Annotated in this window: 9 protein-coding genes and 1 pseudogene; 7 read left to right on the top strand and 3 right to left on the bottom strand. The window is 71.8% G+C overall.

Annotation, left to right across the window (positions count from 1 at the left end):
• Positions 1-76 precede the first annotated feature (76 nt).
• The 5 genes from ABZ624_RS25805 (at position 77) to ABZ624_RS25785 (ending at position 7,554) form a co-directional block, all read left to right on the top strand.
• Positions 77-3,349: an amino acid adenylation domain-containing protein gene (locus tag ABZ624_RS25805; RefSeq protein ID WP_360093467.1), complete on the top strand. Its 3,273-nt coding sequence runs from the start codon at positions 77-79 to the stop codon at positions 3,347-3,349.
• Complete coding sequence (locus tag ABZ624_RS25800) at positions 3,346-4,986, top strand: GMC family oxidoreductase N-terminal domain-containing protein (RefSeq protein WP_360093464.1); 1,641 nt, start codon at positions 3,346-3,348, stop codon at positions 4,984-4,986. The genes ABZ624_RS25805 and ABZ624_RS25800 overlap by 4 nt, the downstream gene beginning before the upstream one ends.
• Before the next feature lie 2 nt (positions 4,987-4,988).
• Entirely contained in the window at positions 4,989-5,738 is a 750-nt protein-coding gene (locus ABZ624_RS25795; RefSeq protein ID WP_360093461.1) for a thioesterase domain-containing protein, read from the top strand.
• 4 nt (positions 5,739-5,742) lie between these two features.
• Positions 5,743-6,885, top strand: coding sequence for an acyl-CoA dehydrogenase family protein (locus tag ABZ624_RS25790; protein WP_360093458.1), 1,143 nt, complete (start codon positions 5,743-5,745; stop codon positions 6,883-6,885).
• Between the two features lie 75 nt (positions 6,886-6,960).
• The gene (locus tag ABZ624_RS25785; protein ID WP_360093455.1) at positions 6,961-7,554 is read left to right on the top strand and encodes an XRE family transcriptional regulator; all 594 of its coding nucleotides are present in this window, start codon (positions 6,961-6,963) and stop codon (positions 7,552-7,554) included.
• Positions 7,555-7,656: 102 nt separating this feature from the next.
• On the opposite strand, the gene ABZ624_RS25780 is transcribed toward ABZ624_RS25785, so the two are convergent.
• The 3 genes and pseudogenes from ABZ624_RS25780 to ABZ624_RS25770 form a co-directional block, all read right to left on the bottom strand.
• Positions 7,657-8,631, bottom strand: a complete 975-nt coding sequence (locus tag ABZ624_RS25780; protein WP_360093452.1) for an NAD(P)/FAD-dependent oxidoreductase — start codon at positions 8,629-8,631, stop codon at positions 7,657-7,659.
• Positions 8,632-8,752: 121 nt separating this feature from the next.
• A pseudogene (locus ABZ624_RS25775) lies at positions 8,753-8,896 on the bottom strand (methylmalonyl Co-A mutase-associated GTPase MeaB); the annotation flags it as partial.
• 34 nt (positions 8,897-8,930) lie between these two features.
• Positions 8,931-10,460, bottom strand: coding sequence for a UDP-N-acetylglucosamine 1-carboxyvinyltransferase (locus ABZ624_RS25770; protein ID WP_360093449.1), 1,530 nt, complete (start codon positions 10,458-10,460; stop codon positions 8,931-8,933).
• A gap of 219 nt (positions 10,461-10,679) precedes the next feature.
• On the opposite strand from ABZ624_RS25770, the gene ABZ624_RS25765 reads away from it, so the two are divergent.
• Positions 10,680-11,408: a hypothetical protein gene (locus tag ABZ624_RS25765; protein WP_360093446.1), complete on the top strand. Its 729-nt coding sequence runs from the start codon at positions 10,680-10,682 to the stop codon at positions 11,406-11,408.
• A 222-nt stretch (positions 11,409-11,630) separates the two neighbouring features.
• Positions 11,631-14,348, top strand: coding sequence for an aconitate hydratase AcnA (gene acnA, locus ABZ624_RS25760; protein WP_360093443.1), 2,718 nt, complete (start codon positions 11,631-11,633; stop codon positions 14,346-14,348).
• The last annotated feature ends 130 nt before the right edge of the window (positions 14,349-14,478 follow it).

The raw sequence follows: 14,478 nt of genomic DNA, 5'->3' as shown, positions 1-14,478 counted from the left end.
CCGCTGGCTAGCGTCCCCCTTACGCACCACGCATGAGAAGGCAAACCAGTTATCTGACGAAAAGGGGCGGACGTCGATGGAGGACCTCTTCGCGGAACTGAGCGCCCGGCCCGGCCACCGTGGCCCGGACCAGGACCTGCCGGAACTCAAGCCGCAGCCCGAGCGGCGCCACGAACCCTTCCCGCTCACCGACATCCAGCAGGCGTACCTGATCGGCCGGCTGGGCGGCCTGGAACTCGGCGGCATCTCCAGCCAGTACTACCTGGAGTTCGACTGCCCCGGTCTCGACGTGGACCGGCTCACCGAGGCCCTGCGGAAGGTCGTCGCCCGGCACGACGCGCTGCGCACGGTCGCCGGGACCGACCAGACGCAGCGGATCCTCGCCGCGGAGGAGCCGGCGCCGTACCTCGTCCGCACCACCGACCTGCGCGGCCGGCCGGCCGGGGAACAGAGCGCCGAACTGGAGCGGATCCGCGCCGAACTGACCGAGCAGGTGCTGCCCGCCGACCGGGCTCCGCAACTCGACGTCCGGGCCACCCTCCTCGACGACGGCCGGGTGCGGCTGCACCTCGCCGTCGACCTGCTCTTCCTCGACATGCGCAGCCTCTTCACGCTGATGGAGGAGTGGCGCCGCCACTATGACGACCCCGACCTGCCCGTCCGGCCGCTGGAGCTGTCGTTCCGCGACTACGTGCTGGCACAGGAGGAACTGCGCGAGGACAGCGCGGGCCGGGCCGCCGCCGCATACTGGGCCGAGCGCCTGGACACCTTGCCCCCGGCGCCCGAACTGCCGTTGGCCACGGCCCCCGAACAGCTCGGCATCCCGCGGTTCGTACGGCACCGCGCCGTGTTCGCCCCGCAGCGCTGGGAGGAGCTGCGGGCGGCGGCCCACCGGCACGGGCTCACCCCCTCCGGCGTGCTGCTCGCCGCGTACGCAGAGGTGCTGCGGACCTGGTCGCGGCGGCAGGAGTTCACCCTGACCGTCACCCAGTTCCACCGGCTCCCCCTGCACCCGCAGGCCGAGGAGATCATGGGCGACTTCCTCTCCCCGGGGCTGCTCGCCGTCGGCGGACGGCCCGAGGAGACGTTCGCGCAGCGGGCCGCGGACCTCCAGCAGCGGCTCCTTGCGGACCTGGCGCACGCCACGCACGGCGGCATCCGGGTGCTGCGCGACCTGGCCCGGCGCCGGGACGACGGCCGGGCGTCGATGCCGGTGGTCTTCTCCAGCACCCTCGGCGGCGAGGGCGTCCCCGGGGCGGGGGCCCTGGAGTCCTTCGGCGAGCTGGTGCACGACCACAGCCGGACCCCGCAGGTGTGGCTGGAGAACCAGATCCTGGAGCTCGACGGCCGGCTCAGCGTCAACTTCAACGCCGTCGAGGGCCTGTTCCCCGAGGGGACCCTGGAGGACATGTTCGAGGCGTACGTGACGCTGCTGCACCGGCTCGCGGACGACCCGTCGGTCTGGGACACCACCCGCGGGCTCGTGCCGCTGCCGGCTGAGCAGGCCGAGGAGCGGGCGCTGGCCAACGCCACCGCCGCGGACATCCCGCCGGCCCTGCTGCACGAACTGGTCGCCGACGCGGCCCGGCGCAGCCCCGACGCGGTCGCGGTCCTCACCCCCGGCACGGAGACCACGTACCGCCAACTCACCGAGGACGCCCACCGGATCGCCCACCGGCTGCTGACCGGCCCCGCCACCGCACCGGGCGAGATCGTCGCCGTGTCCATGCGCCCGGGCGCCACCCAGTACTCCGCGCTGCTCGGCGTGCTGCACGCAGGCGCCGCCTACGTGGCCATCGACCCGGAACTGCCCGAGGAACGGCGGCTGCGGCTGCTGGCGCGATGTTCGGTGCGCGCCGTGGTCACCGAGCCGGACCTGCGCGAGTCGCTGCGCTGGCCCGAGGGCGTGACGGTGGTGACTCCGCAGGACGCGGCCACCCTGGAGTGCTCCGCCGAGCGGCCCGCGCGCCGGAGGAGCCCGGACGACCTGGCGTACGTGATCTTCACCTCGGGATCCACCGGCGAACCCAAGGGCGTGATGATCACCCACCGGAGTGCCGCCAACACCGTGCAGGACATCAACCACCGCTTCGGCGTCGGCCCCGACGACCGGGTGCTGGCCCTCGCCCCGACCGGCTTCGACCTGTCGGTGTACGACCTCTTCGGCGTCCTGGGCGCCGGCGGCACCGTCGTCGTCCCCGCCCCGGCCCTCGGCAACGACATCGCGCACTGGACCCAGCTGCTCGGCCGCTACGGCGTGACCATCTGGAACAGCGTGCCCGCCCCGATGCGCATGTGGATCGACTCGCTCGGCGACGGCGGCGCCCCGCGCGGATGCCGGCTGCGCCTCGCCCTGCTCAGCGGCGACTGGATACCCGTGGACCTGCCGGGCCGGATCCGGCAGAAGATCCCCGCGATGCGGGTGATCAGCCTGGGCGGCGCCACCGAGGGCTCGATCTGGTCGATCCACCACCCGATCGAGACCGTACGGCCGGAGTGGTCGAGCATCCCCTACGGCAAGCCGCTCGCCAACCAGACCATGCATGTCCTCAACCAGTGGCTGGAGCCGTCACCCGTCGGGGTCACCGGCGAGATCCACATCGGCGGCACCGGCGTGGCCCAGGGGTACCTGGGCGACCCCGAGCGCACCGCCGAACGCTTCCTCGTCCACCCCGTCACCGGGGAGCGCCTCTACCGCACCGGCGACCTCGGCCGCTACCTGCCCGGCGGCGACATCGAGATCCTGGGCCGCGAGGACTTCCAGGTGAAGATCAACGGCTACCGGGTCGAGCTGGGCGAGATCGAGGCCGCACTCGTCCGCCAGCCGGGCGTGCGCACCGCGCTGGTCACCGCGCCCGCCCACGCCCGCACCGGCCAGCGGCAGATCGCCGCATACGTGGTGCCCGAGGCCGGCGCCGACCCGGACCCGGCCGCGCTGCGCGAGGCGCTGGCGGCCCTGCTGCCCGGCTACATGGTGCCCAGCCGCTTCCTGACGCTCGACTCCCTGCCGCTGACCACCAACGGCAAGATCGACCACAAGGCGCTGCCCACGCCGTGGAACGACGACTCCGAGGCCGGCGACCGCAGGACCGCACCCCGCGGCCGGCTGGAGGAGCGGCTGTTCGACCTGTGGGCGCAGCAGCTCGGCCACAGCGACTTCGGGGTGGAGGAGGGCTTCTTCGACATCGGCGGAGACTCCCTGCACGCCGTCGGCCTGCTCGCACTGCTGCGCACCGAGTTCGGCATCGGCGCCGAGGCGGAGCAGGAGATGGTCGAGGGACTGTTCATGAACGCGTCGATCGCCTCCTTCGCCGAACTGATCGGATCCGTCGAGGAGCCGGCCGCGTGACTGCCACCCGAGAACCCGCCGCACAGGTCCGCGAGTGGGAGTACGTGATCGTCGGAGCGGGCTCGGCCGGTGCCGTCACCGCCGCCCGGCTCGCCGCCCGGGACTCCGGGAACGTCCTGCTGCTGGAGGCGGGCGCCGACCAGCCCCGCCCCCGGGACCGGTCCCATCCGCTGGCCGACGCCGGCCGGCTCGTGCTCGCCGGCTACAACTGGGACTACCGGGCCAACCTGCGCACCAGCAGCCGCCTGGAGGACCTGGTCCGGGGCTCCGGCACGCCGGCCGGCGCGCCCCCCGGCCGGGCCGGCGCCCGCGCCCTGTGGGAACGCTTCCCCTACCAGCTCGGCAAGGTCGTCGGCGGCGGCTCCGCCGTCAACGGCGCCATCGCCCTGCGCGGCCTGCCCCGCGACTTCGCCGCCTGGGCGGCGCACGGCAACCCCGACTGGTCCTGGGAGCAGGTGCTCCCCTTCTACAAGGACATCGAGAACGACGCCGACTTCCCCGGCCCGCTGCACGGCGACAGCGGCCCGCTGCCCGTCCGCCGCACCCCGCGCGAGCAGGTGCACGAACTGGACGCGGCGTTCTGGGAGGAGTGCAACCGGCAGGGCGTGGCCACGCTGCCGGACCTCAACGCGGGCGCCGAGGCCGGGGTCGGCCCGATCCCCGGCAACGCGGTCGACGGCGAACGCGTGGACGCCGCCACCGCGTTCCTCTCCGCCGCCCGCAACCTGCCCCACCTGCACCTGCGTACCGGGGTCCGGGTCACCCGGGTGCTGTTCGAGAAGAACCGGGCCGTCGGCGTGGAGACCGAGACGGACGGCCGACCCGGCACCATCCGCGCCCGGCACGTCGTGCTGAGCGCCGGCGCTGTCGGCACCCCCGCCATCCTCCAGCGCTCCGGCGTCGGCGGCGCGGCGCTGCTCCGCGCGCTCGGCATCACCCCGGTCGCCGACCTGCCCGGCGTGGGCAGGAACCTGGTGGACCACCCCTCGGTCGTCATCTGGTCCCGGCCGGCCGACGGGGTGTGCACGCCGGGCCTGCCCTGGCGGCAGGTCGCGGCCCGCATGAGCAGCGGCTTCGACGACGACGTGGACATCCAGGTCGGGCTGCTCAACAACGTGGAGAGCCACACCATCCCCGGCTTCGTGGACCGGCTCGGCTGGCCGCTGGTCGTGGGCGCCTCGGTGATGCTGATGCGCCCGCGCTCCCGCGGCCGGGTCTTCCTCGACAGCGCCGACCCCACCGCCGCGCCCGTCATCGAACTGGGCCTCGGCACCGACCCGGAGGACGTGGAGCGCCTCTGCCACGGCGTGCGCCGGGCCTGGGGCTTCCTGCGCTCACCGGGCCTGGCCGGCCGGCTGGTGCAGACCCAGTTCTGGAGCGACCGGATGATCGCCAGCGACGGCGTCGTGCGCAGCGGCGTGCGCCACATCATGAACCCCGGCTGGCACGCGGCCGGTTCCTGCCGGATGGGGCCCGACACCGACCCGTGGGCGGTCGCCGACCAGGACGGCCGGGTGCACGGCACCGAACACCTGCGCATCGCCGACGCCTCGCTCTTCCCGGCGATCCCCAGCGCGCCCACCAACCTGACCACCCTGATGCTGGCTGAGAAGCTGGCCCGGAGCACGAAGGAGTGACCGTGCAGCCTCCATCCGGCTCCCCGGTACTGCTCTACTGCTTTCCGCACGCCGGGGCGACCTCTCTGGTCTACCGGGGCTGGCAGCCGCTGACGGGTCCGCACCTGTCGGTCCGGGGCGTGGACGCCCCGGGCCGCGGGACGCGCCGCCGCGAGCGCCGGGCCGCGGGCTTCCACGCCCTGGTGCGAGCCATGGCCGAGCACGTGCTCGCCGACCTGCTGGCCGAGCGGGCCCGCACCCCCGGCGTGCGCTGGGCGACCTTCGGGCACAGCTTCGGCGCCACGACGAGCCTGGCGGTCGCCGCCGCCGTGGCCCGCCAGGCGGGCACAGCACCCGAACGCGCCGTGCTGTCCGGGGCCGTACCGCCCGGCCTCCAGCGGCCCGGGGAACTGCTCGCCGGCGTACCCGACGAGGAACTGCTCGCCCGGACCGCCGCCGACGGCGGCACCCCGCCCGTGGTGCTCGCCGACCCCACGATGAGCCGCATCCTGCTGCGGATGCTGCGTGAGGACGACGCCGTACGGGCCGAGTTCGCGCGGGAGGCCGCCGGGCTGCGGGTGGACTTCCCGCTCACCCTGATCGCCGCCCGCGAGGACGTGCACGCCCCGCCGGAGAAGGTCTGGCCGTGGTCCGCACACAGCACGGCCCCGGTCCGCCGGGTGGAGATCGACGGCGGCCACTTCGCGGCCGTACACAACCCCAAGGAAACCCTGACGACCGTCGCCGACCACACCGGCGCCGGGGAGAGGTGACCGCATGGCACGCAGGCGCTACGAGGCGGAGCACGAGCAGTTCCGCGACGCATGCCAGGAGTTCCTGACCCGGGAGGTCGTGCCGTACCACGACCGGTGGGAGCGCGACGGCATCGTCGACCGGGAGGTGTGGCGCAAGGCCGGGAAGGCGGGCCTGCTCGGCATCGGTGTGGCACCCGAGTACGGCGGGGGCGGCGAGCCCGACTTCCGTTACCCGGCCGTCTTCGCCCAGGAGATCATGTGGGCGCGGGCGACGGCACCGGGGTTCGTCGCGCACAACGACGTCATCGCCGGATACCTGGCCGAGCGCACCACCGAGGAGCAGCGTGCCCGGTGGCTGCCCGGACTCTGCTCCGGCGAGCTGATCGCGGCGATCGCGATGAGCGAGCCCGACGCCGGCTCCAACGTCGCGGACATCCGCACGACCGCCGTGCGCGACGGGGACGGCTATGTCCTGAACGGGCAGAAGACCTTCATCACCAACGGCGAGAACGCCGACGTCGTCGTGGTCGCCGCCAAGACCGCGCCCGAGCGCGGCGCCCAGGGCATCAGCCTGCTGGTGGTCGAACGCGGCACCCCCGGGTTCACCCGCGGCCGGCGCATGGAGAAGCTCGGCTGGCACGCCAGCGACACCTGCGAGCTGTTCTTCGACGACTGCCGGGTGCCGGCCGAGAACCTGATCGGCAAGGAGAACGCCGGTCTCGCCTATCTGATGGCCGGGCTGCCCCGGGAGCGGCTGAGCATCGCGACCGTCGCGGTGGGCGCGGCCGAGCGGATCCTCGCCGACACCCTGGAGTACGCGCGCACCCGGGAGGCGTTCGGACAGATCATCGGCGGCTTCCAGCACAACCGGTTCCAGCTCGCCACGATGGACACCGAACTCACCATCGCCCAGGTCTTCCTGGACCACTGCATCAGCGAACTCAACACGGGACGGCTGTCGGTGACGGACGCTGCGAAGGCGAAGTGGTGGACGACCGAGCTGCAGGTGGACATGGCCAACCGGTGCCTGCAACTGCACGGCGGCTACGGCTACCTGAAGGAGAGCGCGATCTCCCGGGAGTGGGCCAACGCCCGGGTGCAGACGATCTACGGCGGAACGACGGAAGTGATGAAGGAGCTGATCGGGCGGTCCCTCGGCCTGTGACCTGCACGAGCGATGGGCGTCCGAAAACAGCACATCGCGTTGCGAGTTCGGGGACCTGGTCGATGTAATGACACCGTGGACCAGTCCCCGACCATCGCCCAGGCCCTGTCCGAGGTCGGCCCCCGGCTCAAGCGGCTGCGAACCGCCCGCGGTGTCACGCTCGCCGCGCTGTCGGAGGCCACCGGCATCTCCAAGAGCACGCTGTCACGGCTGGAGTCGGGCCAGCGCCGCCCCAGCCTGGAACTGCTGCTGCCCATCGCCCAGGCGCACCAGGTTCCGCTCGACGAACTGGTCGGCGCCCCGGACGTGGGCGATCCGCGGGTCCGGCTCAAGCCGCACCGGGTGCACGGCAACACCGTGCTGCCGCTGACCCGCCAGCCCGGCCCGATCCAGAGCTACAAGATGGTCCTGCCGGCCGGCCGCACCACGCCGGAGCTGTGCACCCACGAGGGATACGAGTGGCTGTACGTGCTCTCCGGCCGGCTGCGGCTCGTCCTCGCCGACCACGACCTGGTCCTCGGCCCCGGCGAGGTGGCCGAGTTCGAGACCCGGCTGCCGCACTGGTTCGGCAGCACCGGCGAGGGCCCCGTCGAGGTCCTGAGCCTCTTCGGCCGCCAGGGCGAGCGGATGCATGTACGGGCCCGCCCGACCCACCGGGCGCACGCCTGAGCGCCGCGCCGGCCGAAGCGCCGACATGCCGACGCCGGGGGAACCGCGGGCTCCCGCGGTTCCCCCGGCGGTGAAGGGACGCCGGACGCCTGACGACAGGATCTAGTGGGCCGCGGCCGCGGACGCCGCGCGGTGTACGGTGACGGCCCGTTCGATCTCCTCGTCCACCAGGTCGTGGTTGAGCGCGAACGCGGCGGCAGCCCCCATACCGGCCGCGGTGATGGCCTGGGCGCGACTGTCCACCACGTTGCCGACCGCCCACAGGCCCGGCCGGCTGGTGCGCCCGGTCCGGTCGGTGACGAGCCAGCCGGCCTCGTCCCGCGCACAGCCGAGACCGTCGAAGACCGCGTCGTTCGGGGTCATCTTCGGGAAGACGAACACCGCGGAGCACTCCAGGGTCCGCCCGTCGGCGAGCTCCACCGCGTACAGCCGCCCGTCCTTGGTGAGCACACCCGACACCGGCCCCTCGGCCACCCTGACCCCGCGCGCGTCCATGCGCTCCCGGTCCTCCTCGGCGAGCGGCTGGGTGTGCGGGACGTACACGACGTCGTGCGACCACTGGCGCAGCAGCAGCGCCTGCCCGGCGGAGGCCGGGTGAACGCCCAGCACCACCAGCGGCTGGTCACGGACCTCGTAGCCGTGGCAGTACGGGCAGAAGATCACGTCCTTGCCCCACAGCGCGCGCAGCCCCGGGATGGCGGGCAGTTCGTCGCGCAGGCCCGTGGCGAGGACGACATGGCGGGCGTCCAGCGTCGCGCCGCCGGCCAGCCGGACCACGTACCCGCCCGACTCGCCGGGCTCCACCTGGTCCACCTGGCCCTCCACCAGGACGGCGCCGTAGCGGGCGATCTCCGCGCGTCCGGTCTCCAGCACGCTGAGCGGGGGGACCCCGTCACGGGACAGGAAGTTGTGCATATGGGCCGAGGGTGCGTTGCGGGGCTCCCCGGAGTCGATGACGGCGACGGAGCGACGGGCCCGCGCGAGCACGAGCGCGGCGTTCAGCCCGCCCGCCCCGCCGCCTATCACGATGACGTCGTACGAGGTTCGGTTGGTCGTGTCGTTGAATGCGCCGGTCATGGCGACCACCTCCGCCGCAAGGGTGCGGCGGAGGCTCGGCCCGAGCAATTTTTGTTGCCGTTTCCGGAACGCTGTGGGGCCGGCCTCCCGCCGCCCCACCGCTCGGGTGCCCACCGGGGCGCGTACTCCCCTCGAACGCCGCCAGGACGCGTTCCGTGGCCGGTGTCCCGGTCAACCGGCCGTCCGTGGCCTGCCGTTCGAGGTACGGGGCGGCCTGGCGCACCGCCGGGTCGGTGCGCAGCCGACCGAGCCGTTCGTCGCGGACGGTCCGGGCGTGACGGCGCCTTTCCCGAAGACCGTCAGATGTCCCGGAAGATCTCGATCTGGGCGCCGATCGAGTTCAGGCGCTCGGCGAGGTCCTCGTAACCCCGGTTGATGACGTACACGTTGCGCAGGACCGAGGTGCCCTCGGCCGCCATCATCGCCAGCAGGACGACCACGGCGGGGCGCAGGGCGGGCGGGCACATCATCTCGGCCGCGCGCCAGCGCGTCGGTCCCTCGACCAGCACCCGGTGCGGGTCGAGGAGTTGTAGCCGGCCGCCGAGGCGGTTGAGGTCCGTGAGGTAGATCGCCCGGTTGTCGTAGACCCAGTCGTGGATGAGGGTCTGGCCCTGCGCGACCGCCGCGATGGCCGCGAAGAACGGGACGTTGTCGATGTTCAGGCCCGGGAACGGCATCGGGTGGATCTTGTCGATCGGCGCCTCCAGCTTGGAGGGCCGGACGGTCAGGTCCACCAGGCGGGTACGGCCGTTGTCCGCGAAGTACTCGGGGCTGCGGTCGTGGTCGAGGCCCATCTCCTCCAGGACTGCCAGCTCGATCTCCAGGAACTCGATCGGCACCCGGCGCACCGTCAGCTCCGACTCGGTCACCACGGCGGCGGCCAGCAGGCTCATCGCCTCGACCGGGTCCTCGGAGGGGGAGTAGTCGACGTCGACGTCGATGTTCGGCACGCCGTGCACGGTGAGCGTGGTGGTGCCGATGCCCTCGACCTTGACGCCGAGGGTCTCCAGGAAGAAGCACAGGTCCTGGACCATGTAGTTGGAGGAGGCGTTGCGGATGACCGTCACGCCGTCGTGCCGGGCGGCGGCCAGCAGCGCGTTCTCGGTCACGGTGTCGCCGCGCTCGGTCAGCACGATCGGGCGGTCGGGGCGGACCGCGCGGTCGACCTGCGCGTGGTACTGCCCCTCGGTGGCCGCGATGTCCAGGCCGAACCGGCGCAGCGCGATCATGTGCGGCTCGATGGTCCGCGTGCCCAGGTCGCAGCCGCCGGCGTACGGCAGTTTGAAGTGGTCCATGCGGTGCAGCAGCGGGCCCAGGAACATGATGATGGAGCGGGTGCGTACGGCGGCGTCCGCGTCGATCGCCGTCATGTCCAGCTCGGCGGGCGGCACCAGCTCCAGGTCGACGCCGTCGTTGATCCAGCGGGTGCGCACACCGATGGAGTTCAGCACCTCCAGAAGGCGGTACACCTCCTCGATCCGGGCGACCCGGCGCAGCACCGTGCGCCCCTTGTTGAGCAGCGAGGCGCACAGCAGCGCCACACAGGCGTTCTTGCTGGTCTTGACGTCGATGGCGCCGGACAGCCGACGGCCGCCGACCACGCGCAGATGCATCGGACCCGCGTATCCCAGCGACACGATCTCGCTGTCCAGGGCTTCACCGATTCGGGCGATCATCTCAAGGCTGATGTTCTGGTTCCCGCGCTCGATGCGGTTGACCGCGCTCTGGCTGGTGCCGAGAGCCTCCGCCAGCTGCGTCTGTGTCCAGCCCCGGTGTTGCCGGGCGTCACGGATGAGCTTGCCGATGCGTACGAGGTAGTCGTCTGCCATGAGGTTGAGGTTATCTCAGATATGAGATGGCGCCCGCCGGGGGGTCCATTCGGGTGACACGCGTGACGGCCCGTCAGCGCCGCCTGGGGCAACGGGGGCACGCCACCCGGAGAGATCCGGGCAAATCAGTCGAAGTCGCATGACACTCGGTTACCCGCGCAACCCCCGCTCACGCTTGCCCCTCTCAGTCCCCGAAGGGGGATACACGTGGGGATACACATGAGGACCAGGATGCGCCGCCACCTTGTCGCCGCGCTGCTCGTCGGCTGCTGCTCGCTCGTCTCCTGCGGCACGCGGCACGCGGACGCGGACGCGGCGCGGGGCGGCTCACCGTCACCGCGGGCGACCGTGGTCGACAGGGCATGCGATGTCGAGAACGTTCCGGAGGACACGAACGACGACGACCAGGAGCTCCCGGACGCGACGACCGATGACCAGGGGCTCCCGGACGAGACGTCCGACGATCAGGACGGCCAGGGGCTTCCGGACGAGACGTCCGACGACCAGGACGGCCAGGGGCTTCCGGACGAGACGTCCGACGATCAGGACGGCCAGGGGCTTCCGGACACCACCACCGACGACCAGGGGTCGCCCACGGGTGACGCCACGGACACGACCACCGACGACCAGGGGTCGCCCTCGGGGGTGCCGGGGGCCGGGCCGCACCGCTGGTTCTCGATGACACGCGAGTTCCGCGCCTACCTGACGGCGGGCGCCCCGAAGGGTGACGCCGCTGTCGCCGCCCATGTCACAAGGGTCTGCATCCGCACGCCCGACGACAGCGGCCGTACGGAGGCCGATGTGTGGGTCGACTACGGCGTATGGCAGGACGACGAGCTGAACCGCGCCGCCAAGGCGTTCGCCCACTGGCGGCAGTCCGTGTACGGCGACCACGGCCACGTGACCGCCCTGGCCCCCGCCAAGATGAACGCCGATCTGAGCTGGTAACCGCCGCCGGAACCGGTCTGCACCGCGCGCCGGGCCGGGCCGGGCATGACCATTCAGCGCCCATGTACTAGAGTTATCTCGACATCGAGATATCTGCCGAGGCGCACCGTAGCCGCCACTCCAGTAAGGCTCGCCTAACTTAGCCTGACCTTACCGGATCGGCCAAGCCGGCGTGGCGGCACGATTGACGGTGGTACGCGCACATCAATGAAGGAGACTGTCGTGTCGGCGAACAGCTTCGACGCCCGCAGCACGCTGCAGGTGGGCGACGAGTCGTACGAGATCTTCCGGCTGGACAAGGTGGAGGGCTCGGCCCGCCTGCCGTACAGCCTCAAGGTCCTGCTGGAGAACCTGCTCCGCACGGAGGACGGCGCGAACATCACCGCCGACCACATCCGCGCCCTCGGCACCTGGGACTCCCAGGCCCAGCCCAGCCAGGAGATCCAGTTCACGCCGGCCCGCGTGATCATGCAGGACTTCACCGGCGTGCCCTGTGTCGTGGACCTCGCCACCATGCGTGAGGCCGTGAAGGAGCTCGGCGGCGACCCCGCCAAGATCAACCCGCTGGCGCCGGCCGAGCTGGTCATCGACCACTCCGTCATCGCCGACAAGTTCGGCACCAACGACGCCTTCAAGCAGAACGTCGAGCTGGAGTACGGCCGCAACAAGGAGCGCTACCAGTTCCTGCGCTGGGGCCAGACCGCCTTCGACGAGTTCAAGGTCGTCCCGCCCGGCACCGGCATCGTCCACCAGGTCAACATCGAGCACCTGGCCCGTGTCGTCATGGTCCGCGACGGCAAGGCCTACCCGGACACCCTGGTCGGCACCGACTCGCACACCACCATGGTCAACGGCCTCGGCGTCCTCGGCTGGGGCGTCGGCGGCATCGAGGCCGAGGCCGCCATGCTCGGCCAGCCGGTCTCCATGCTCATCCCGCGCGTCGTCGGCTTCAAGCTCACCGGCGAGCTGCCCACCGGCACCACCGCCACCGACCTCGTGCTCACCATCACCGAGATGCTCCGCAAGCACGGTGTGGTCGGCAAGTTCGTCGAGTTCTACGGCGAGGGTGTGGCGGCCACGAGCCTCGCCAACCGCGCCACCATCGGCAACATGTCCCCGGAGTTCGGCTCCACCGCCGCGATCTTCCCGATCGACGACGAGACCCTGAACTACCTCAAGCTCACCGGCCGCTCCGAGCAGCAGGTCGCGCTCGTCGAGGCCTACGCCAAGCAGCAGGGCCTCTGGCTGGACCCGAAGGCCGAGCCGGACTTCTCCGAGAAGCTCGAGCTGGACCTGTCCACGGTCGTCCCGTCCATCGCCGGCCCCAAGCGCCCGCAGGACCGCATCGTCCTCGCCAACGCCGCCGAGCAGTTCAAGCAGGACGTCCGCAACTACGTCGACGACGTGGACGAGGCGGGCAAGGAGTCCTTCCCGGCCTCCGACGCCCCGGCCGTCCACCCCAACGGCTTCCCGTCCAACCCGTGCCCCGTCACCGCCCCCGACGGCACGACCTACGAGCTGGACCACGGTGCGGTGACGGTCGCGGCCATCACCTCCTGCACCAACACCTCGAACCCGTACGTCATGGTCGCCGCCGCCCTGGTGGCCAAGAAGGCGGTCGAGAAGGGCCTGACCCGCAAGCCGTGGGTCAAGACCACGCTCGCCCCGGGCTCGAAGGTCGTCACCGACTACTTCGAGAAGGCGGGCCTGACCCCGTACCTCGACAAGGTCGGCTTCAACCTCGTCGGCTACGGCTGCACCACCTGCATCGGCAACTCCGGCCCGCTGCCGGAGGAGGTCTCCAAGGCCGTCAACGACCACGACCTCGCCGTCACCTCGGTCCTCTCCGGCAACCGGAACTTCGAGGGCCGCATCAACCCCGACGTCAAGATGAACTACCTGGCCTCCCCGCCGCTGGTCGTCGCGTACGCCATCGCGGGCTCCATGAAGGTGGACATCACCCGTGACGCCCTGGGCACCGACCAGGACGGCAACCCGGTCTACCTGAAGGACATCTGGCCCACCGAGGCCGAGGTCAACGAGGTCGTCGCGAGCGCCATCGGCGAGGACATGTTCGCCAAGTCGTACCAGGACGTCTTCGCCGGCGACGCCCAGTGGCAGTCCCTGCCGGTCCCGACCGGCAACACCTTCGAGTGGGACGCCGAGTCCACCTACGTCCGCAAGCCCCCGTACTTCGAGGGCATGGGCATGGAGCCGGCCCCGGTCGAGGACATCGCCGGCGCCCGCGTCCTCGCCAAGCTCGGCGACTCGGTGACGACGGACCACATCTCGCCCGCCGGCGCCATCAAGGCCGACACCCCGGCCGGCAAGTACCTCACCGAGCACGGTGTGGAGCGCCGTGACTTCAACTCCTACGGCTCCCGCCGAGGCAACCACGAGGTCATGATCCGCGGTACGTTCGCCAACATCCGCCTGCGCAACCAGATCGCGCCGGGCACCGAGGGCGGCTACACCCGCGACTTCACCCAGGACGGCGGCCCGGTCTCCTTCATCTACGACGCCTCGCAGAACTACCAGGCCGCCGGCATCCCGCTGGTCGTCCTGGCCGGCAAGGAGTACGGCTCCGGCTCGTCCCGCGACTGGGCCGCCAAGGGCACCGCACTCCTCGGCGTCAAGGCCGTCATCGCCGAGTCCTACGAGCGCATCCACCGCTCGAACCTCATCGGCATGGGCGTGCTGCCGCTGCAGTTCCCGGAGGGCGCCTCCGCCGCCTCCCTCGGCCTGACCGGCGAGGAGACCTTCTCCATCTCCGGCGTCACCGAGCTGAACGACGGCACCACGCCGCGCACGGTCAAGGTCACCACCGACACCGGTGTCGAGTTCGACGCGGTCGTCCGCATCGACACCCCCGGTGAGGCCGACTACTACCGCAACGGCGGCATCATGCAGTACGTGCTGCGCAACCTGATCCGCAAGTAAGCGGCAGCGCCAGGCAGTCGAGGGCCGCCTCCCCCGGGCCCCGGGGGCGGGGCGCCGCCCGACCCAGGCCCCCCCCACCGGCCCCCCCCCGGGCCCCCCCCGGCGGGGCCCCCCCCATTCCCCCCCCATA

Source organism: Streptomyces sp. NPDC007205 (assembly GCF_040634095.1).
In the GTDB taxonomy this organism is placed as follows: Bacteria; Actinomycetota; Actinomycetes; order Streptomycetales; family Streptomycetaceae; genus Streptomyces.
The sequence above is the reverse complement of the archived record's forward strand: the minus strand, read 5'-3'. Positions and strand labels throughout refer to the sequence as shown.

Excerpts from the sequence above, each read along its gene's own strand:
- ABZ624_RS25805 (WP_360093467.1), top strand. The coding sequence starts at position 77 with ATGGAGGACCTCTTCGCGGAACTGAGCGCCCGGCCCGGCCACCGTGGC.
- ABZ624_RS25790 (WP_360093458.1), top strand. The coding sequence starts at position 5,743 with ATGGCACGCAGGCGCTACGAGGCGGAGCACGAGCAGTTCCGCGACGCA.
- ABZ624_RS25780 (WP_360093452.1), bottom strand. The coding sequence starts at position 8,631 with ATGACCGGCGCATTCAACGACACGACCAACCGAACCTCGTACGACGTC.
- ABZ624_RS25770 (WP_360093449.1), bottom strand. The coding sequence starts at position 10,460 with ATGGCAGACGACTACCTCGTACGCATCGGCAAGCTCATCCGTGACGCC.
- ABZ624_RS25765 (WP_360093446.1), top strand. The coding sequence starts at position 10,680 with ATGAGGACCAGGATGCGCCGCCACCTTGTCGCCGCGCTGCTCGTCGGC.